Here is a 17,857-nt window from a genome sequence, read left to right on the forward strand (position 1 = left end):
CACCTCCCTATTTCACCAGATGGAGAAACCGTAGGTAGAACGGGGTAGGGCTGTTTTCGTGCTTGGGCTCGTACTTGCCGGCAATAATGGGCACGTACATCACCCGGCGGCGCGAAACCTCTCCTACCAGCGGCGACTGCGCCACGCGGTGCCACATGCGGCCATCGTGCACGGTCAGGTCGCCGGCTTCGGTTTCCACGGCCACTTCGTTGGGGTCGGGGCCCACGTCTTTGTAGTACTTCTTGCGGAACAGGATGTCGCGCAGGCCCTGGCGGTGGGTACCCGGAATAACGCGCAGGCCACCATTCGTAGCCGGCGTACCATCCAGGTGCAGGCCCACGTTCAGCATGGGTCCGATTTTTTTGCCGTAGAACACGTCGCGCAGGGAATCCGTGTGCCAGCCCATTTGCGAGAACTCCGAGCCCTCCACGTTCACGTAGTGGTTGATGACAAGGCCATCCTTCTCGTTTTCGCCCACCCGGCCACCGGGCGCTTCCAGCAGCGGAAACAGGGCCTTAAATCGGGGGTCCTGCAAGAACTCGTGCAGCACGGGGCTGTGGTGCGAGGCAAAGGCAAAGCGCTGGACAATGGGCGAGCCATCCACGTCTTTGCCGTATTTAATGGGCACTCCGTTTACTTTTTTCACGTCTTCGGCCAGCCACCGGCGCTGCACCTCCTGGGAGGCGTGCAACAGGCTCTGTACGGCTTCAGGCGAGATAAACGCGCGGAAGTGGAGGAAACCATACTCCTGAAAGAAAGCCAGCTGTTCAGCAGTCAGGCTCTCTCCTAAAGTAAAGCGCGGATAGGTTAGTTGTGATGACATAAGCAAAGGCAGTCAGCGAACAGCCTAGTGAGGGGAGGCAAAGATACGATACCCATGTTTTTAGCGCAGAAAAAGTGCTTACTGTCACCGGAATCATGCCACACGACCACAGCAACTTCTGACCAAACGGGTGAAGAACGAGTGAATCAACCGGTCAGGCCGCATTTGGTTTAGGGCGTCTGCGTACCTTAGCTGCAATAGCCGGTGCTCTCCCGACCCCGACCTCGCATGAAACGCCCTTTTTTCTTTCTGCTTGTACTAGTGCTGGTTTTCGCCGGGCCCTTGTGGGCTCAAACGGCTATTTCCCGCCTGGTGCCGTTTCGGCAGGGCAACAAGTGGGGCTACGCCGACCAGTCGCGCCGCCTGGTGCTACCCCTGCGCTACGACGAAGCGGGCCCCTTTGTCGATGAAATTGCGTGGGTGCGCCAGGGTGCGCTCTACGGGTATATTGATGGGGGCGGCAACCCCGTGACGCCCATCCAGTTCACGCGGGCCAGCACCTTTCAGCGCGGCGGTGCAACGGTAGAGCTTAACGGCGAAACCTTCCGCATCGGCCCAACCGGCCAGCGCCTAACCGATGCGCCCCCACCTGAGCCCGAAGAAGAACCGCTGGAACACGGCGACCTGGTACGGAAAGAAGGGAAAGTGGGCTTCCGCTTTACGGTGGGCTCGGCTTCCGTTCCGGCCATCTACGACGAAATACGAGAAAACTACAACGGGCTCCTGTTCGTGCGCCAAGGCCCGAAGTGGGGGGTAGTAAACAGCAGCGGCAAACTGGTGCAGCCCGTGCGCTACGATGCCATTCGGCTTACGGGCAACCTGCAATTTCCGGTGGTGCAGCAGGGCCAGCTCTTTGGCTACCTCGACGAGGAAGGCAATACCCTTACCGAAATTCGCTACCCCCAGGCCGAGCCCTTCCTCGGCGACGTGGCTCGCGTACTGGCCCCCGACGGGCAACCTGGCTACCTCAACGCCAACGGGCAGGAGTTCTGGGACTAGCGGTGAGGTGGTGACATGGTGAGTTGATGGGGAGGAAGCGTATCTTCCGGCTGCTACCCAACTCGTTAGCCGCCTACCTATGCTGCCGCTGCCCACCCTCAACGTCCGCCTGAATGCCTGCCACGAGGACTGGCAGCAGATGATACCCGTAGCTCAAGGCCACCACTGCGCCCAGTGCAACCGCACGGTCATTGATTTCACCGCTGCTTCCCAAGCCGATGTGGACGCCGCTTTCCGGGCTTCCCCGGATGGGCGCGTCTGCGGGCGGTTCCGGGCCGGGCAGTTGGCTCCTACCCCTCAGCTGCGCCCCAAGCTCCGGCGGTTTCTGGTGGCCTTGGTGCTGGTGTGCGGGGTAGGGCTGTCAGCGAGAGAGGCGGTGGCGCAGGTGGTGTATAATACTGCTCGTCATAGTCATAAAACACGCCCCGAAATGATGCCTTACGGTGGGGTAGAGCAAATGCCGGTTTTTAAGGGCGGTCAGGAAGCACTGCTTGGGTTTATCGGGGAAAATATCCACTGGCCCGAGTCTGCCCCAAAGACGATTACCGGCCGGGTGTACATACACTTCACGATTGATGAGCAAGGCACCGTACGCAACGTTGTAGTGCGCAAAGGCCTGCACCCGGCCTTAGATACAGAAGCCGTTCGGGTAGTGCGACTTCTTGACGGCAAGTTCACGCCCGGCAGCCAAAATAACCGCCCGGTAGCGGTAGCCTATACCATTCCGATTGCGTTCGAGGGAACAGCAGTTCAAGCTCCGCCGCGCAAACGCAGGTAAGATGAACAAGTCGCTCGCTTTTCCGGCAACCCTTTTAGCATCTGCCCTCAGTCTGCCCGCCGCTGCCCAGGTAGCGCCGCCTGTACCGGACGCTCTAGTTGACACTACTGGCTTACGGAGCCAACCAATTTTTCACCAAGCGGCATCTTTCTCATTCACTTCTGATCCAGTTATTTGCTATTCATTGTTCGATGCCCCTCCCCGCTTCAAGGGCGGAGAAGCTGAATTGAAACGTTTCTTAAGCCATAATCTACGCTTCCCTCCTGCCCTGCTTCGCGCCCATGTTGAGGGCTTGACAGGAGTGCGCTTTACCGTAGATGTGAATGGCCACATTCGTAATCCTATAGTGTATAAAAGCCTTTGCGAGCCATGGGACAATGAAGTATTGCGGGTAGTAAAGCTCCTAGACTATAGATTTGAATCCGCTACTTACAACGGCAAAAGGGTCAACGCGCCTTATATTTTAGTTGTACCATTCTCGCTAAAATGAAGAACCCCCACAACTGATTTCTCTTCCCCCGTAAACACCGTCCCTACCCCCTTTCCGCTCACCAACCTTTCCTGCCCATGCTTTTCACGCCTAGCTCCATGATGCTCAAGCTGCTCTACACCCGTGGCAGCCTGCGCAATACGCCCGAAGGGGTAGCCTTCAGCATCAAGAACCGGCTGGATACCGTGCGCATTACCAGGGTAGAGTACGTGGAGCTGGACGACGTGCGCATCGGCACAGACCAGATTGCTCTGGACCTGGGCGAAGGCGACGTACGACCGGCTACCGTGCTCAACGCTGACCGTTCGGGCCTGACGCTACCCGTGGGCCAGCCAGCAACCTTTCACCTTGCTACTAAGCCTTTGGCGGAAGGCCTGCACACTATCCGGGTACACTTCGCGGCGGAGCCGTTCGGGGAGCTGACGGTGGAGGTAGAAGACGCCATTGCCCAACACCCCGAGAACCGCACCCGTATTCCGCGTTCCGAATCCGACGACTACAGCGAAGCCGCCATTCAGGCCCGCCAGCAGTTTGCCGAGGAGTTTACGGGCGAACAGTTCGAGCACCTGAAGCACTACTCCTTTGATGCGCACACGCTCCAGGGTAACTGTGAGCATTTTACGGGAGTAGCGCAGGTGCCGGTGGGGCTGGCCGGTCCGCTGCACGTAAACGGCGAGCATGCCCAGGGCGACTTCCTGATTCCGCTGGCTACTACCGAGGGCACCTTGGTAGCTAGTTACAACCGCGGTATTCAGCTCCTGAACCTCTGCGGGGGCGTGAAGTGCACCGTCATCGGCGACGCTATGCAGCGGGCCCCGGTGTTCGTGTTCGATGACGCCCGCGGGGCCCGCGACTTTGGCCGCTGGGTGGAAGCGGAAATTGAACGGATTCGGCCCGAAGCGGAAAGCACGTCGCGCGTTGCCAAGCTGCAATACATCGATACGTATCTGGCCAACAAATTCGCCTACCTGCGCTTCAACTTCAGCACCGGCGACGCGGCGGGCCAGAACATGGTGGGCCGCGCTACCTTCGCTGCTTGCTCCTGGATTCTGGAGAATTATAAGGGCGCGCCCATCCGCCACTTCTACCTCGAGTCCAACTTCGCCACCGACAAAAAGGCCTCGCAGATAAACGTAATGCGCACCCGCGGCAAGCGGGTAGTAGCCGAAGCCGTTATCAAGCGCGACATTCTGCAGCAGCGAATGCGCGTGAAGCCCGAGCAGCTGGCTTACCACGGCCAAGTAAGCAATGTGGGCGCTTTCCTTTCCGGAGCCAACAACAACGGGGCGCACTCGGCCAATGGCATTACGGCCTTATTTATTGCTACCGGCCAGGATGTGGCCAACGTGTCGGAGTCGTCGGCGGGGGTGCTGTACTCCGAAGTTACTGCGGAGGGCGACCTGTACATCAGCATTACCATTCCCTCGCTTATTGTAGCAACCCACGGCGGCGGCACCGGCCTGGCTACTCAGAACGAGTACCTGCGGATGCTGGGCTGCACCGGCCGCGGCACCGTAAACAAGCTGGCCGAAATAGTGGCCGGCGTGGTGCTGGCCGGCGAACTAAGCCTGGGCTCCGCCATTAGCTCCTCCGATTGGGTCAGCAGCCACGAGCAGTACGGCCGCAACCGGTGAATGAGTAAATGAGTGAAGTGGGATCCTGGAGAGGAGACACGCCGCCATCCTTCCTGACCAGTGTTCCTACCCCTTAAGACGAGACAAGCCCTTGGCGCCAACACGGACGTCAAGGGCTTGTTATACTATTCGGCTGGTCACGGAAGTGAGGGCGGCTGTGTTGCTCCGCTCACCACTTCACTCAATCACTCATTCACCGTTTCACTATTTACAGCGGGTCGGCGGTTACCTTGAAGCGGGAATCGGTGCGGATGGTAATGTCCTTGCTGATGGGCTTGCGGATTTTGGCTTCCGTGGAAAGCGTGTAGCTGCCGGCTTTCACGTACTTGTCCAGCTTCTGGGAGGTAGGCGTCAGCTGCAGCGTGCTTACGCCGGTAGGAACGTTGTCGGCGGAGGCCAGCAGGATTCTATCGTTCTGGTCGGTGCTGATGTAAATGTTGATGCTCTGCAGAAAGTCGAAGTTCTCAGAGCTGGGGTCGGTGATGGTGAGCGTAAGCCGGTCGAGCTTTACGTCCTTCACCAGGTTGGCGCTCGTGTTTTCGTTCTTGAACTTTTCGTCCGACCGGGTCGTGACGGCAATCGGGGTCAGCGGAACGAACTGCCCAATCGGGAAAGCACTGGCAATCTTTACTGATTGCGAATCCTCGATGTAGAAGGTTAGAAGCTTATCCAACTTGTCGCAGCTTGAAAGCACTGCCAGCAGCAGCAAAACGGGAGCTAGAAACAGGATTTTTTTCATGAGTTTGCAATTTTCCCGAAGCTACGAAATCCAATCTACATAAGGATTTGAGCTGTAAAGGATGAAGCAAGAAAACCGGTCATCCTACAGCAAAGCGCCGGGCCTTACCCCGCTAGCGCAAGTCGCTGTTACGGCTCGTGCCAGTGGGATAAGGCCCGGCGCTTCATCATTTCACTCGTTCACTACGCCACCGCTAGTCCATCATATCGGCGGCGCGGGGCGGCTCGTGCTGAAAATCGGGCTGCCAGCTCATGGGGTAGCGCGGGTCGACGTAGGGCAGGGCGGCCTCGGTGAGGTAGAGCGGGCGGAAGGTATCGACCATTACGGCTAGCTCCTTGGTTTCCTTTTTGCCGATGCTGGCCTCCACCGTACCGGGGTGCGGGCCGTGCGGAATGCCGCTGGGGTGCCAGGTGAACGAGGCCAGGTCTACCCCGCGCCGCGACATGAAGTTGCCCGCCACGTAGTACAGCACCTCATCGGAATCGACGTTGGAGTGGTTGTAGGGCGCCGGAATAGCCAGGGGGTGATAGTCGAAGAGGCGCGGCACAAAGGAGCAAATCACGAAGTTGTGGCCCTCGAACTGCTGGTGCACGGGTGGCGGCTGGTGGATGCGGCCGGTTATGGGCTCGAAGTCGTGGATGCTGGTAGCGTAGGGGTAGAAGTACCCGTCCCAGCCCACCACATCGAAGGGCGAGTGGCCGTACACCAGCGTGTGCAGCAGCCCGTCTTTCTTCACGCGCACCACGTACTCCCCCGACTCGCGCACGTCGTTTTCCACCAGCTCCGAAGGGCCGCGGAAGTCCCGCTCGCAGTAGGGCGCGTGCTCCAGCAGCTGCCCGAAGTGGTTGCGGTAGCGCCGGCAGGTTTCCACCGGGCTAAACGACTCAATGATGAGCAGGCGCACCGGCCCAGGCTCGAAGTGCATCTGGTGGATGATGGTGCGCGGAATCACGACGTAGTCGCCGGGCTCAAAGGCCACTTTGCCCAGCTGGCTCCACAGCTCCCCGCGGCCTTCGTGCACGAAAATCACCTCATCGGCCAGCGCGTTTTTGTAGTAATACTGCATGCGCTGCTCCGTGGGGTTGCAGATGCTCAGGGTCACGTCGGCGTTGCCGAGCATGGTTTGGCGGGCCTGCAGGTAGTCGCCGCCGGTGCTGGTTTGGGCCAGGGTGCGCAGGTGAGCGGGTTCCAGCGGCCGGTCCTTCAGCAGCTTGGGGGCGTAGGGCTCAGGCGTGCCTACCTGCCTGATTTCGGTGGGGGCATGCCGATGATAGAGCAACGACGAGACGCCGTGGAAGCCCAGGGTACCGACCAGCTGCTCGTGGTAGAGCGAGCCATCGGGTTGCCGAAACTGAGTGTGCCGCTTGCGCGGAATCTGGCCTAAGCGTTGATAAAAAGGCATACGGGTGGGAAATTGGGGTGAGAAGTGCGGGGTGAATGCCGTAGCGTGAAGGTACAAAGTTTGGCCGGAGCCCCTGGTCCCTCCCAACCGAAGGTAAGAACCTGCGTTCCTGATACCTTCTTCGTGCCTTTGCTGGGGAAGTACTCCCTGGTAATGAACCAGAACAATCTTTCGTGTCGTTTCTTTGTACTTTGATTGTCAGCCTGAACTCGGCTGTCGTTTCCGCTATGCTCTCGTTTCTACTTCCCTCCTTGCTGGCTCTGCTGACGGTAGCGCAACCACCGGCTCCCGGTCCCCGCACCCGCACCTTCACCTTCGATTACGCGGCTACTATTCCGGCCCAGCCGGCTGGTACCAAGGCAGTAGATGTGTGGCTACCTGTACCCCACGACGATAAGTCGCAGGAAATCCGCGACCTGCAGGTAAGCTCTCCGGTGCCCTACGAAATTAAGACCGGGGTGTATGGCAACCGTATTTTGCACCTACGGGCCACGGGTGAGGCATTGCAAGGCTTCACGGTAGATATGCGCCTGCGTGCTACCCGCCGCGAACATCTGGCTCCGGCCCTGAACGGCCAGCGCCCACCCCGCGAAGCCCCCGACCCTAACCTGAAGCGCTGGCTGGCGGCCGACAGCCTCGTGCCCCTCGACCCGCAGATTCGGTTATGGGCCCTGGAGGTGGCTACCAAAGCCAACGCTAAGACCAACCTGGAAAAGGCCCGGGCCGTGTACGAACACGTGGTCAGCACGGTGAAATACGACAAGACAGGCCAGGGCTGGGGCCGCGGCGACATTTACTATGCCTGCGACGCCCGCCGCGGCAACTGCACCGATTTCCATGCCGTGTTCATTGGCTACTGCCGCGCCCTGGGCATCCCGGCTCGCTTCAGCATTGGTTTTCCCCTTCCACCCGAACGAGGTACGGCCGAAATCAAAGGCTACCACTGCTGGGCCGAGTTTTACACCCCTGAAACCGGCTGGGTGCCCGTTGACGCGTCGGAAGCCGCCAAAAACCCCGACCGCCGCAACTATTTCTTTGGTGCCCACGACGAGAACCGCCTGGAGTTCACCCGCGGCCGCGACCTGGTGCTGGTGCCCCGTCAGAACAACCCCGCGCTTAACTACTTTATCTACCCCTACGCTGAAGTCGATGGCAAGCCCCTTGCTGGCATTAAGCAGGAGTTTCGGGTACAGGACATCATGAAAAAGTAGCCAGGCTTTTACTCTACCCCTCCTGGGCTTCCTAGGTGTGTGGGCATCAGGCTAATGAGGAACAACTACCCCCTTATCTGATTAATTGCCCTTGGCAAAGTCCTTTTCTCGGAATGACGGCTAATAAAAAACGGCCCGCTGCTCTCATGAACAGCGGGCCGTTTTACTTCGCGTCTGGGTTACTACTTGCCCAGCAACCCCAGCATGGCGGTAGTTCCGGGCTCCTGAATGGCCCGCAGTGCCTGCTGCATTTCCAGATCTTCCTGGTTCAGTACCTGGTAGTACGCCGACTTACCGTAGGCGCTGCGAGCAATCAGCGCTTTCAGCTGGTTGCGCAGCAAGGCTGCGCTGCGGCGCATATCGGCGGCGTTTTGCGGCACCCCGTCGTGGGCGGCTTTGGCGGCCAGCTGCTGCAACTGCACATCGTTGATGCGGAAGGTTTGGTTAAACTGCTCGAAGCGCAGACCATCCAGTTCCGCTTTGTGCTCCTGGTAGTACGTTAGGGCATATTCGCGCACCAGATTCAGGCTTTGCAGACGGGTGTAATACGCCGAATGAGCCGTCGTGTCGCGCGGAACGAATACATCAGGCATGATGCCTCCGCCCCCGTACACGGTGCGGCCGTGGGCCGTGCGGTAGCGCAGCGAGTCGGCGAAGTGGATGCTGTCGGCGTGGAAAAACTCGCCGTGGCGCTGCCGGTTCTGCAGGTCCTGCTCGTACTGGGCCAAGCCGCCGCGGTACGACTTCTGAATGCTGCGGCCCGAGGGAGTGTAGTAGCGGGCAATGGTAAGGCGCAGCTCCGAGCCGTCGTTGAGGGCAATGGGCTGCTGCACAAGGCCTTTTCCAAACGTACGGCGGCCTACCAGCAGGGCCCGGTCGTGGTCCTGCAGGGCGCCGGCCAGCACCTCGGCGGCCGAGGCGCTACCCTCGTCTACCAGCACCACCAAGGCACCCTCCTCAAACTCGCCTACTACCCGCGAAAAGGTTTGGGTGTCGTACTGGTCGCCTTTGCCATCGGTGTATACAATCTTCTTAGTGCCCCCGATAAACTCATCGGCCATCTTAGTGGCCCGGTCGAGGTAGCCGCCGGGGTTGCCGCGCAAATCCAGCACGAGGCGCGCGAGGCCCTGCCGACGCAAGTCGCCCAGCGCCGATTTAAACTCGTCGTAGGTGCCGCTGGCGAAACGGCTGACTTTGATGTAGCCCGTCTGGTTGTCCACCATGTAGGCCACATCCACCGAGGAGTTGGAAATGCGGTTGCGGGTTACCTGCACGTTGAGAGGCCGGGCCTGGCCGCGGCGCAACACCTGGAGCAGCACGGCGCTGCCGCGGGGGCCGCGCAGCTTCCCGAACATCTGCTCGGTGGTGGTGTGCACCCCCGATACCCGCTGCCCGTTCACGGCCAGAATACGGTCGCCGGGCTGCAGGCCGGCGTGTTCGGCCGGGCCGTCGCTGAGCGGGGCTACTACCGTTACCGTATCGCGGAAGAGGTTGAACTCTACCCCAATCCCATCATAGTCACTCTGTAAAAAGGAGGAAGCCTGTTGCTGCTGCTTGGCCGGAATAAATACCGAGTGCGGATCCAGACGCTCCAGCATGCGGCTGATGGCATAATCCGATAATTCTTCAGCATTTACCGAGTCCACGTAGTCGCGGTCAACGTAGCTGAGGATTTCTTTGAACTTTAAATAGCCGCGGGCCGTGAGGTCGGGGTTCTGATCCGAAGGGCGAAAGGGGTTGGCTCCTAGCAGCACTCCGCACGCCAACGCCAGCGCCAGTAAGAACGGCTGCCGCATCTTGCTCCGTGAATTTTTGGGAGCGGGCTCCAACGCAGGACGTGGCGAGTCAGGTGGCTCGATGTTCATAAAGCGCTGAGAGAGTAGAGATTTGGGCGATATTCGGCAGTAATCGGTACGGACAGGTCTTCAAAACTATTGAAACTATTCCAAGAAACCCATCCCCTACATAGATGGATATGCATTTTCGAATAACAATCCAATTTTTTATGAATTAAACGCTAGTTCATCTGATTTTTCAGCGGCCTACGGAGCGACGGAATTACCTGACGATGAACTTACTGCAAAGGTTATTTTATGATTTTACAAAGACCAGTCACTCTCGCTCAAGCCCGTTGTTTACCCGACCAACGTACGCCCTGGCCGCGTCGTCGGATTGCACGGTTGAGCTCACGGGGCATCACCTTTCCCGGCGGGTCTCGTATCTTTGGGGCGCAGCGGTAGCTAAGAAGCTGAACCGTTGCTGCTTGGCTTTCTACTTTCTAGTTTTTTACGATGGGCCGGATTCTTGCCATCGACTACGGGCACAAGCGCGTGGGGCTGGCCGTTACGGACCCGCTTCAGCTGATTGCTACCCCACTTGATACAGTGCATAGCCAGGATTTGCTGGCCTACCTGAAAGCCTATCACCAGCGCGAGCCCCTGGCAGCTCTGGTGATTGGTATGCCTAAAAACCTCAACAACGAGGCTACCGACTCAACCTCGGCCGTAGTGGGGGTAGTGCGGCGACTGCGCAAGGAGTTTCCGGAGGTGCCGGTACACGAGGTGGATGAGCGATTTACCTCCCGTATGGCCCACGCCGCTATGCTGGCCGGAGGTCTGAGCAAAAAAGACCGCCGCGACAAAGCCACCGTCGATAGAGTATCGGCCACCATCATTCTGCAATCTTTCCTCGAATCCCGATGATTTACCCCATTGTTGCCTTTGGTGACCCGGTGCTGAAAACCCCGGCCAAAGACCTGCCCGCCGATTTTCCCGAAGCGGAGCTGAAACAGATTATTGCCGACATGTACGACACCATGTACCACGCCCACGGGGTGGGACTGGCCGCGCCGCAGGTAGGCAAGAGCATCCGCCTGTTTGTCATTGACTCGGAGCCCATGCTGGAGGAGGATGAAGACGGCAACCCCATCATAGAGGAGCCCACCGCAGCCCCCGTAAAGCGAGCCTTCATCAACCCCCGCATGGTAAGTGAAACCGGGGAGGAATGGGGCTTTGAGGAGGGTTGCCTGAGCATCCCGGGCATCCGGGAAACGGTGGTGCGCCACTCGACCATTGTGCTGCGCTACGAAGACGAGAACCGCCAGCCGCACGAGGAAACCTTTTCGGGCATGACGGCCCGCGTGATTCAGCACGAGTACGACCACCTGGAAGGCATTCTGTTCACCGACTACGTTTCGGGCCTGAAAAAGCAGCTGCTTAAGGGCAAGCTCAGCCGCATCAGCAAAGGCGACGTGAAAGCCGACTACCGCATGAAGTTTGCCGGCCAGGGCCGGCGCTAGGCGCAGGTTGATTTCCTGGCGGAAAGGGACGCGCAGAAACTCCGTAGCTGGAGTTTCTGCGCGTCCCTTTTTCTATTAAGGAAGCGGCCTACCGAATTCCCGGCAGATTTTGCAGTTTTACCAACATATATCCTGCGCCAGGGCTGCTCCCCCTGGTGCTCCAAGTGCTACCCCGTTTACCAAACCTGAATTGCCCTGATTCTTCCGTTAGCTTATTTCTATCCAGCCATGATCCGACGAGTTGCCGTTGTGCTTCTTATTACCGCCCTGCCTTGTAGCGCCCAGGCTTGGGGCTTTTTCAGCCACCGGCTGATCAACCGGCTGGCCGTGTTTACGCTGCCCCCCGAAATGATTGGCTTCTACAAGGCCAACATCGACTACCTTACCGACAATGCCACCCGCCCCGACTCGCGCCGCACCGTAGTGCCGGGCGAAGCACCCCGCCACTTCCTGGACGTGGATGTGTACGGCGACTCGGCCGTGTACAGGCTGCCCCGCTCCTACCCCGACGCCGTGGCCCAATTCGGCGAAGACTCCTTGCTCAAACACGGCATTGTGCCCTGGCAGGTGGCTCGCATGAAAGGCCAGCTCACGGCTGCCTTCCAGGCCCACGACACCGACCGGATTCTGCATCTTTCCGCCGATATGGGCCACTACATTGCCGATGCCTGCGTGCCCCTGCACACTACCCACAACTACAACGGGCAGCTTACCGGGCAGCGGGGCATTCATGCCCTCTGGGAAAGCCGTCTGCCCGAGCTGCTCAGCAACGGGTACGACTTCTTCACCGGCCCGGCTCCCTACCTCGACCGTCCGACCCAAACCATCTGGGCAACAGTAGGCCGCTCCCACGCAGCCGTCGATTCGGTGCTGCGCCTGGAGCGGGAGTTAAGTCAGAAGATGCCCGATGACCGGAAATACGGTTTCGAGCAGCGCGGTAACCTGACGGTGCGCACCTACTCCCGCGACTTCGCCCGCGAGTACCACCGGCGCCTGAGTGGGCAGGTAGAGCGGCAGATGCGGCTGGCCGTGCGGCTGGTGGGCGCTTTCTGGTACACGGCCTGGGTTGATGCCGGCCAACCCGACCTGCATTCCCTACCGCGTACGCCCTCCGAAAAGGAGCAGCAGCGCCTGGCCCTCGAAGCCAAACAGGCCGAACAGGCTCCAACCGCGCCCGTAGCCGGGCACGAGGACTAGCCCCACCACCCTGCATCAGTAAGTGGCAGCGGTGCTGGCAAAACGATTCGCCCTGGTTGGCAGTACACTGACCTGCGCCAGCAATTGCGTAGGCGCTCCTTTTGCCCTCCCTACCGACCTGCCCGCACCATGAAAGGATTTGCCACTGTTGCCCTGCTGCTGATTTCCAACCTGTTCATGACGTTTGCCTGGTACGGGCACCTGCAGTTCAAGAAAATCAGCTGGCTGCACGGGCTGGGGCTGGTAGGCGTTATTCTGATTAGCTGGGGGCTGGCCTTTTTCGAGTATGTGTTTCAGGTGCCGGCCAACCGCCTGGGCTTTGAGGAAAACGGCGGGCCCTTCAGCTTGTTTCAGCTGAAAGTAATTCAGGAGGTAGTCTCCCTGACGGTGTTTACGCTGTGCGCCGTCTTCATCTTCAAAACCGACAAGCTGGCCTGGAACCACGTGGTAGGCTTTGCCTTGCTGGTGGCGGCGGTGTACGTCATTTTTAAGAAGTGGTAGGCAGACAAAGCCCCGCCTTTTGCGGGTGCCGCCAGCCTGTGCTCAGCTATTTTGTAGCGTTGAGCTTGCCCTGAAAAACCGTATTCGGATGCATTGGCCGGGCAGGGGTAGTATTTCGGCTAGAACCCGGCAACTCCGGCCAACCGTATGCGTAGGAAACGCGCTCCGCTACCGGGGCTTTTCACGTTTTCTACTACCTGGTTATATGCCGAAACAATACCGTGTATTCATGCTGCTTGTGCTGTGGCTAGTGGGTTCTGCTACCGCACAGGCGCAGAAAGTAGGGCTGGTGCTCAGCGGGGGCGGGGCTAAAGGCCTGGCCCACGTGGGCGTACTTAAAGTACTGGAGAAGAACCGCATCCCCATCGACTACATTGTGGGCACCAGCATGGGCGCCATTGTGGGCGGCATGTACGCTGCCGGCTACTCGCCCCGCGAAATTGAGGAGATTGTGCTCAAGCCGGAGTTTCAGGATTGGGTAGCCAACCGCCCCCTCGAAGGCAAGGTGTTCAACTTCTACGACGCGGATCCTTCGCCCGCGGCCTTGCACCTGGGGCTATCCATCGACTCGGCCTTTCGCACCCGCGTGACGCCGCGCATCATCAACGACGCGACGCTCAACTACGTGCTGGCCACCATGCTGGCCCCGGCCGGCGCTATTGCCGATTACAACTTCGATAATCTGTTTGTGCCCTACCGGGCTGTGGCCTCCGAGGTATTTACGCGCCAGAAGGTAGTGCAGCGCAGCGGCTCCCTCTCCGACGCCGTACGCAACTCTATGGCCTTTCCGCTGGCCTTCCGCCCCATTCGGCAGGAAGACGGCCGCTACCTCTTCGATGGGGCCGTGGTCGACAACTTCCCGACCGGCGTTATCCGGCAGGAGTTTAAACCCGATGTGATTATTGGGGTAAACGTAGGCGACGTAGCTTACCGCAAATACCCCAAGGAGAAAGATGACCAGCTGCTGACCAGCACCCTGGTTTTCCTGGGCTCCAACGCCGCCGACACCCTCTCGGTAGGGCCCAACGGCGTCTTTATCCAGCCCGATCTGACGGACTACACCGCCGCCGACTTCGGGCGGGTAAAGCGCCTGATTGCCTTGGGCGAGCATGCCGCCGAGGAAAAGCTGGCGCTTACCCTGCAGCGCATCCAGCGGCGCGAAGACACCCTGGCCCTGCAGCAGCGGCGGCGGGCTTTCCAGGAACGTGCTCCCAAGCCCGATTTCACCCGCATTACGGTGCAGGGCCTGCCCCGGCAGCAGCAGGAGTTCGTGCGCCGCTTCTTCCAGCGCAGCGGCTCCAGCTACACCCCCAGCGACATTGAAGAAGGCTACTTCCGCCTTGTCAGCAATGATTTCTTCACCAACGTGTACCCGCGCATCCGGTACTCAGGGGAGCAGAAAGGCTATGGGCTCAGTATTGATGCCCGCCAGGCCAACAACCTCACCGCTGACCTGGGCGTGCTGCTGTCGTCACGCTCCATGAGCAATTTTTACCTGGGCGGCGCCTACCGCTACCTCAACCGCTACCTCTATACAGTGCGCGCCAACGCCACGGTAGGGCGCTTCTATAACGCCGTGCAGGGCTCGTTCCGGGTCAGTGTGCCGGGGCAGATACCTCTGTATTTCGAGCCTATTGTTACTTTCAACAACCTCAACTACCAGGATACTGGCGGCCTTTTGGGTCAGAACGCCGAAACCAGCCAACTGGTGCAGCGCGACCTGAAGACGGCCCTGAACATTGGCATCAGCCCCAACTACCGCAGCCGCTACGTGCTCGACATTGGGGCCTTTACCAACCGCGACCGGTTTGCTAACACCAGCGAGGTAAGCAGCGCCGATGAGCTGGACCTGAACCGTTTCCAGGGCATTACGGCTGGGCTTCGCTTCGAGCGTAACTCCCTGAATGCCCGCCAGTACGCCACCAAGGGCCGCCGGGCTGAGTTTGCCTTGCGCGGCATCACGGGCCAGGAAAAATACGACCCCGGTACTACCGCCATTGGGGTAGAGGGCCGGACCCATAACCAGCGCTGGGTGAAGGGCTCCTTGTTTATAGAGCAGTATTTCTCCCTAACCAAAAACGACTCGGTGGGAGCGAAAACCAACTCCTGGGGCTACCTCCTGGATGCCGTAGCCAGCACTCAGGGCGAGTTTGCTACCTACCGCTCCTCCCTGACTACCTCGGCCGTTTTCCTACCCCTGCCCGACTCCCGCACTTTATTCCTGGATAATTACCGGGGCTCGGCCTACGCCGGTGCGGGTCTGCGCTATGTGAAGGGCGTTTTCCGGGGTGTAGAATGGCGCTCCGAGGCGTTTGCCCACGTGCTGGTACGGCCCTGGAAACAGGCTTACGACAACCCCGTGCTGGTGCGCCGCTCCAACAGCGTGAGCCGCCCCTACCTCACCTTCATGACCGGCCTGGTCTACCAAACGCCTGTCGGCCCCCTCTCCGTGCAAGCTATCCACTACGACGACAGCAACCACCGCTTCGGCGTTTTCGCCCACATCGGCTACGTCCTCTTCCGCGACCGGTCCCTGGAGTAAGTCCCTATCCTCTCAAGGCAATTTACCAAGAGCCCCCACCCCTTGGCATCCGACCTGAGGATGTCAAGGGGTGGGGGCTTTATAAGGGGTAGCGAAGTCCAGGGCGTGTCATGCCTGCTCACCTTTTATCCTTTACCCGATCAGCATCTCATTGCTAAGGCTGAGCCAGGATGAGCGCCGATGAGGCGGGCACTTCTACCGTCAGGGTTTCGCCTACCCCCTCTACCTGCCGGATACCTTGCGGGTTGATCTGGTCGCCGGCCAGCACCACCGAGTAGCGGCCAGCGGGCACGGACATACGAGCCGGCTGGCGGTTGCCGTTCAGCAGCACCACAATGTTATTCCAGGAGTCGCCGCCGGCGTGGTCTTTCAGGCGGTAGCCGATGGTAGTGGTGGGCAGGTTCGGGAGAAACTCCAGGTGCTGCTGAATTAGCTCCTGAGAGGGCAGGCGAAAAGCCGGATGGGCCCGGCGCAGAGCAACCAGCTGGCGGTAGAACTGATTGATGCGCAGGTACCGCGCCTTGCGGGCCCAATCGAGCTGGTTGACGCTGTCGGGCTGATTGTAGGAGTTGTGGGAGCCGCCTTTCGTGCGCAGAAAATCGTCGCCGATAGTCAGGAACGGCACACCCTGGGATGTAAATACAATCGTGTTGCTGAGCAAGTCCATTCGGATCAGCTCGTCTTCCGAGGCGCCGGGGTTGGCTACCCTGAGCTTGTCCCAGAGCACTCTATCGTCGTGGCAGGCCACGTAGTTAATGGCTTGCAAGGGGGTAGCGGCCCAGGGCCCCTTCGAGTAGTTCACCTTGGTATAGTCGAGCTGCGGGTGCTGGGTAGCCGCCACGATGCCAAACTTCACGCTTTCCTCCAGGCCCGGCTGCGCACTGGCAAACCCCGGCTCGGTCTGGCGGGCAAAATGCCCCTTCACCCCATCGCGCAGCTCGTCGCCGAAGGCCGCAATGCGGTCCAGCTTCCCGATGTTGGCTTTTACGGCTCGCTCTGCTTCGGGCAGGGGGCTGGCTCCGGCGGCCCAGCCTTCGCCATACACAAAAATGGAATGGTCAATCTGGTCGAGGGCGACGCGCACGGCGCGCATCGTGCGCAGATCCAGAATGCCCATCAGGTCGAAGCGGAATCCATCGACGTGGTATTCGCGGGCCCAATACGCCACCGATTCCACGATGAGCTTGCGCACCATGGGCCGCTCGGAGGCTACCTCATTGCCGCAGGCCGAGGCATTAGACAGCGAGCCGTCGGGGTTGTGGCGGTAGTAGTAGCCGGGCACCAGCTGCTCGAAGGAACTGCGGCCCGCATCGGCCGTGTGGTTGTACACTACGTCGAGCACCAGGCGCAGGCCGTTCTGGTGCAGGCCCTGCACCATCTGCTTCATTTCCCGAATGCGGGTAGCAGGGTCGGCGGGGTCAGTAGCGTAGGAACCTTCCGGCACAGAGTAATGCAGCGGATCGTAGCCCCAGTTGTAGCGGTTTTGCCGAAGCTGGCTTTCATCGACGGAAGCAAAATCGTTGGTAGGGAGCAAATGAACATGCGTGATACCCAGCTCCGTAAGGTGGCCGAGGCCGGTCTTGACGCCACTGGGGCCGTGGGTGCCGCTTTCGGCCACGCCCAGAAACTTGCCCTTGTGCTGCACCCCCGACTGCGGATGCATCGTCAGGTCGCGCACGTGCATTTCGCCAATCACGATGTCGGTAGGCTGCTTTAGCCGGGGCTGCAGGTCGTCGGCCCAGTCGGTGGGGTTCACGGCAGCCGGGTCGAGCAGGGCGCCGCGCTGGCCGTTCAGCCCCACGGCGTGCACGTAGGGGTCCGGCACCTCGGTCATTTGGCGGCCCTTAATGGTAGCCTGGACCACGTAAAACCGACCAGCCGGCTGGCTGGGCAGGGTGTACACCCACGTACCACCCGTCGACTTTTGCATGGGGTACTCAGCCACAGGCGCGCCGCCGGTGCCCTCGGCGTAGAGCTTCAGCTGTAGTTTTTCGGCAGTAGGGGCCCATACCCGCAGGCGGGCTTGGCCCTTGGTGAAGGTCAGCCCGAGGTCAGGACCTTCGTAGGTGGGGAGGGTATCGTAGGTGTCCGCGAGGCGGGCAGTCCGGCAGGTAGTCAGGGTACCCACAGCAAGTAAAAAGGCAAAAAGAAACCGGAACGTCATAGGTGGAAAAGTAGACCCCTAAGTTCGGCTTTTTACCCTGGAGCACGAGCCCGCCTACCCAAGAATTACGCCTTAACGC

The 17,857-nt window shown here is 59.8% G+C and carries 15 protein-coding genes; 10 read left to right on the forward strand and 5 right to left on the reverse strand.

Features of this window, described 5'->3' with window-relative positions; all coding sequences use genetic code 11:
* Nucleotides 1-7 precede the first annotated feature (7 nt).
* Nucleotides 8-823, reverse strand: a complete 816-nt coding sequence (locus K3G63_RS14310) for a phytanoyl-CoA dioxygenase family protein (protein WP_220614765.1) — start codon at nt 821-823, stop codon at nt 8-10.
* A gap of 228 nt (nt 824-1,051) precedes the next feature.
* Between K3G63_RS14310 and K3G63_RS14315 the strand changes: the two genes are divergently transcribed.
* The 4 genes from K3G63_RS14315 (at nt 1,052) to K3G63_RS14330 (ending at nt 4,724) form a co-directional block, all read left to right on the forward strand.
* Complete coding sequence (locus tag K3G63_RS14315) at nt 1,052-1,822, forward strand: WG repeat-containing protein (protein WP_220614766.1); 771 nt, start codon at nt 1,052-1,054, stop codon at nt 1,820-1,822.
* A gap of 79 nt (nt 1,823-1,901) precedes the next feature.
* Nucleotides 1,902-2,600, forward strand: coding sequence for an energy transducer TonB (locus K3G63_RS14320; protein ID WP_220614767.1), 699 nt, complete (start codon nt 1,902-1,904; stop codon nt 2,598-2,600).
* 1 nt (nt 2,601) lies between these two features.
* On the forward strand, nt 2,602-3,090 hold the full coding sequence (locus tag K3G63_RS14325; protein ID WP_220614768.1) for an energy transducer TonB: 489 nt from the start codon (nt 2,602-2,604) through the stop codon (nt 3,088-3,090).
* A 77-nt stretch (nt 3,091-3,167) separates the two neighbouring features.
* Complete coding sequence (locus tag K3G63_RS14330) at nt 3,168-4,724, forward strand: hydroxymethylglutaryl-CoA reductase (RefSeq protein ID WP_220614769.1); 1,557 nt, start codon at nt 3,168-3,170, stop codon at nt 4,722-4,724.
* Between the two features lie 208 nt (nt 4,725-4,932).
* On the opposite strand, the gene K3G63_RS14335 is transcribed toward K3G63_RS14330, so the two are convergent.
* Entirely contained in the window at nt 4,933-5,463 is a 531-nt protein-coding gene (locus tag K3G63_RS14335) for a hypothetical protein (RefSeq protein ID WP_220614770.1), read from the reverse strand.
* Between the two features lie 193 nt (nt 5,464-5,656).
* A complete protein-coding gene (locus K3G63_RS14340) occupies nt 5,657-6,865 on the reverse strand; it encodes a homogentisate 1,2-dioxygenase (RefSeq protein WP_220614771.1) in 1,209 nt (402 codons plus the stop codon).
* Between the two features lie 227 nt (nt 6,866-7,092).
* On the opposite strand from K3G63_RS14340, the gene K3G63_RS14345 reads away from it, so the two are divergent.
* A complete protein-coding gene (locus K3G63_RS14345; RefSeq protein WP_220614772.1) occupies nt 7,093-8,076 on the forward strand; it encodes a transglutaminase-like domain-containing protein in 984 nt (327 codons plus the stop codon).
* Between the two features lie 182 nt (nt 8,077-8,258).
* On the opposite strand, the gene K3G63_RS14350 is transcribed toward K3G63_RS14345, so the two are convergent.
* Nucleotides 8,259-9,941: a S41 family peptidase gene (locus K3G63_RS14350; protein ID WP_220614773.1), complete on the reverse strand. Its 1,683-nt coding sequence runs from the start codon at nt 9,939-9,941 to the stop codon at nt 8,259-8,261.
* Between the two features lie 426 nt (nt 9,942-10,367).
* On the opposite strand from K3G63_RS14350, the gene ruvX reads away from it, so the two are divergent.
* The 5 genes from ruvX (at nt 10,368) to K3G63_RS14375 (ending at nt 15,614) form a co-directional block, all read left to right on the forward strand.
* Nucleotides 10,368-10,778, forward strand: coding sequence for a Holliday junction resolvase RuvX (ruvX, locus tag K3G63_RS14355; protein ID WP_220614774.1), 411 nt, complete (start codon nt 10,368-10,370; stop codon nt 10,776-10,778).
* The gene (def, locus tag K3G63_RS14360) at nt 10,775-11,374 is read left to right on the forward strand and encodes a peptide deformylase (protein ID WP_220614775.1); all 600 of its coding nucleotides are present in this window, start codon (nt 10,775-10,777) and stop codon (nt 11,372-11,374) included. The genes ruvX and def overlap by 4 nt, the downstream gene beginning before the upstream one ends.
* Nucleotides 11,375-11,602: 228 nt before the next feature.
* Nucleotides 11,603-12,571: a zinc dependent phospholipase C family protein gene (locus K3G63_RS14365; protein WP_259404448.1), complete on the forward strand. Its 969-nt coding sequence runs from the start codon at nt 11,603-11,605 to the stop codon at nt 12,569-12,571.
* Between the two features lie 129 nt (nt 12,572-12,700).
* A complete protein-coding gene (locus tag K3G63_RS14370; protein WP_220614776.1) occupies nt 12,701-13,072 on the forward strand; it encodes a DMT family protein in 372 nt (123 codons plus the stop codon).
* Nucleotides 13,073-13,277: 205 nt separating this feature from the next.
* Entirely contained in the window at nt 13,278-15,614 is a 2,337-nt protein-coding gene (locus K3G63_RS14375) for a patatin-like phospholipase family protein (protein WP_220614777.1), read from the forward strand.
* A gap of 154 nt (nt 15,615-15,768) precedes the next feature.
* Here the strand turns inward: K3G63_RS14375 and pulA are convergent, their stop codons facing one another.
* Nucleotides 15,769-17,778 (reverse strand): type I pullulanase, encoded by a 2,010-nt coding sequence (gene pulA, locus K3G63_RS14380; RefSeq protein WP_220614778.1) that lies wholly within the window; start codon nt 17,776-17,778, stop codon nt 15,769-15,771.
* Nucleotides 17,779-17,857: the final 79 nt, after the last annotated feature.

The organism is Hymenobacter sp. HSC-4F20, assembly GCF_019599275.1.
Classification (GTDB): Bacteria; Bacteroidota; Bacteroidia; order Cytophagales; family Hymenobacteraceae; genus Hymenobacter.

Excerpts from the sequence above, each read along its gene's own strand:
- pulA (WP_220614778.1), bottom strand. The coding sequence starts at position 17,778 with ATGACGTTCCGGTTTCTTTTTGCCTTTTTACTTGCTGTGGGTACCCTG.
- ruvX (WP_220614774.1), top strand. The coding sequence starts at position 10,368 with ATGGGCCGGATTCTTGCCATCGACTACGGGCACAAGCGCGTGGGGCTG.
- K3G63_RS14320 (WP_220614767.1), top strand. The coding sequence starts at position 1,902 with ATGCTGCCGCTGCCCACCCTCAACGTCCGCCTGAATGCCTGCCACGAG.
- K3G63_RS14345 (WP_220614772.1), top strand. The coding sequence starts at position 7,093 with ATGCTCTCGTTTCTACTTCCCTCCTTGCTGGCTCTGCTGACGGTAGCG.
- K3G63_RS14375 (WP_220614777.1), top strand. The coding sequence starts at position 13,278 with ATGCCGAAACAATACCGTGTATTCATGCTGCTTGTGCTGTGGCTAGTG.
- K3G63_RS14350 (WP_220614773.1), bottom strand. The coding sequence starts at position 9,941 with ATGAACATCGAGCCACCTGACTCGCCACGTCCTGCGTTGGAGCCCGCT.
- K3G63_RS14335 (WP_220614770.1), bottom strand. The coding sequence starts at position 5,463 with ATGAAAAAAATCCTGTTTCTAGCTCCCGTTTTGCTGCTGCTGGCAGTG.
- K3G63_RS14310 (WP_220614765.1), bottom strand. The coding sequence starts at position 823 with ATGTCATCACAACTAACCTATCCGCGCTTTACTTTAGGAGAGAGCCTG.
- K3G63_RS14340 (WP_220614771.1), bottom strand. The coding sequence starts at position 6,865 with ATGCCTTTTTATCAACGCTTAGGCCAGATTCCGCGCAAGCGGCACACT.
- K3G63_RS14315 (WP_220614766.1), top strand. The coding sequence starts at position 1,052 with ATGAAACGCCCTTTTTTCTTTCTGCTTGTACTAGTGCTGGTTTTCGCC.
- K3G63_RS14330 (WP_220614769.1), top strand. The coding sequence starts at position 3,168 with ATGCTTTTCACGCCTAGCTCCATGATGCTCAAGCTGCTCTACACCCGT.
- K3G63_RS14370 (WP_220614776.1), top strand. The coding sequence starts at position 12,701 with ATGAAAGGATTTGCCACTGTTGCCCTGCTGCTGATTTCCAACCTGTTC.
- K3G63_RS14365 (WP_259404448.1), top strand. The coding sequence starts at position 11,603 with ATGATCCGACGAGTTGCCGTTGTGCTTCTTATTACCGCCCTGCCTTGT.
- K3G63_RS14325 (WP_220614768.1), top strand. The coding sequence starts at position 2,602 with ATGAACAAGTCGCTCGCTTTTCCGGCAACCCTTTTAGCATCTGCCCTC.
- def (WP_220614775.1), top strand. The coding sequence starts at position 10,775 with ATGATTTACCCCATTGTTGCCTTTGGTGACCCGGTGCTGAAAACCCCG.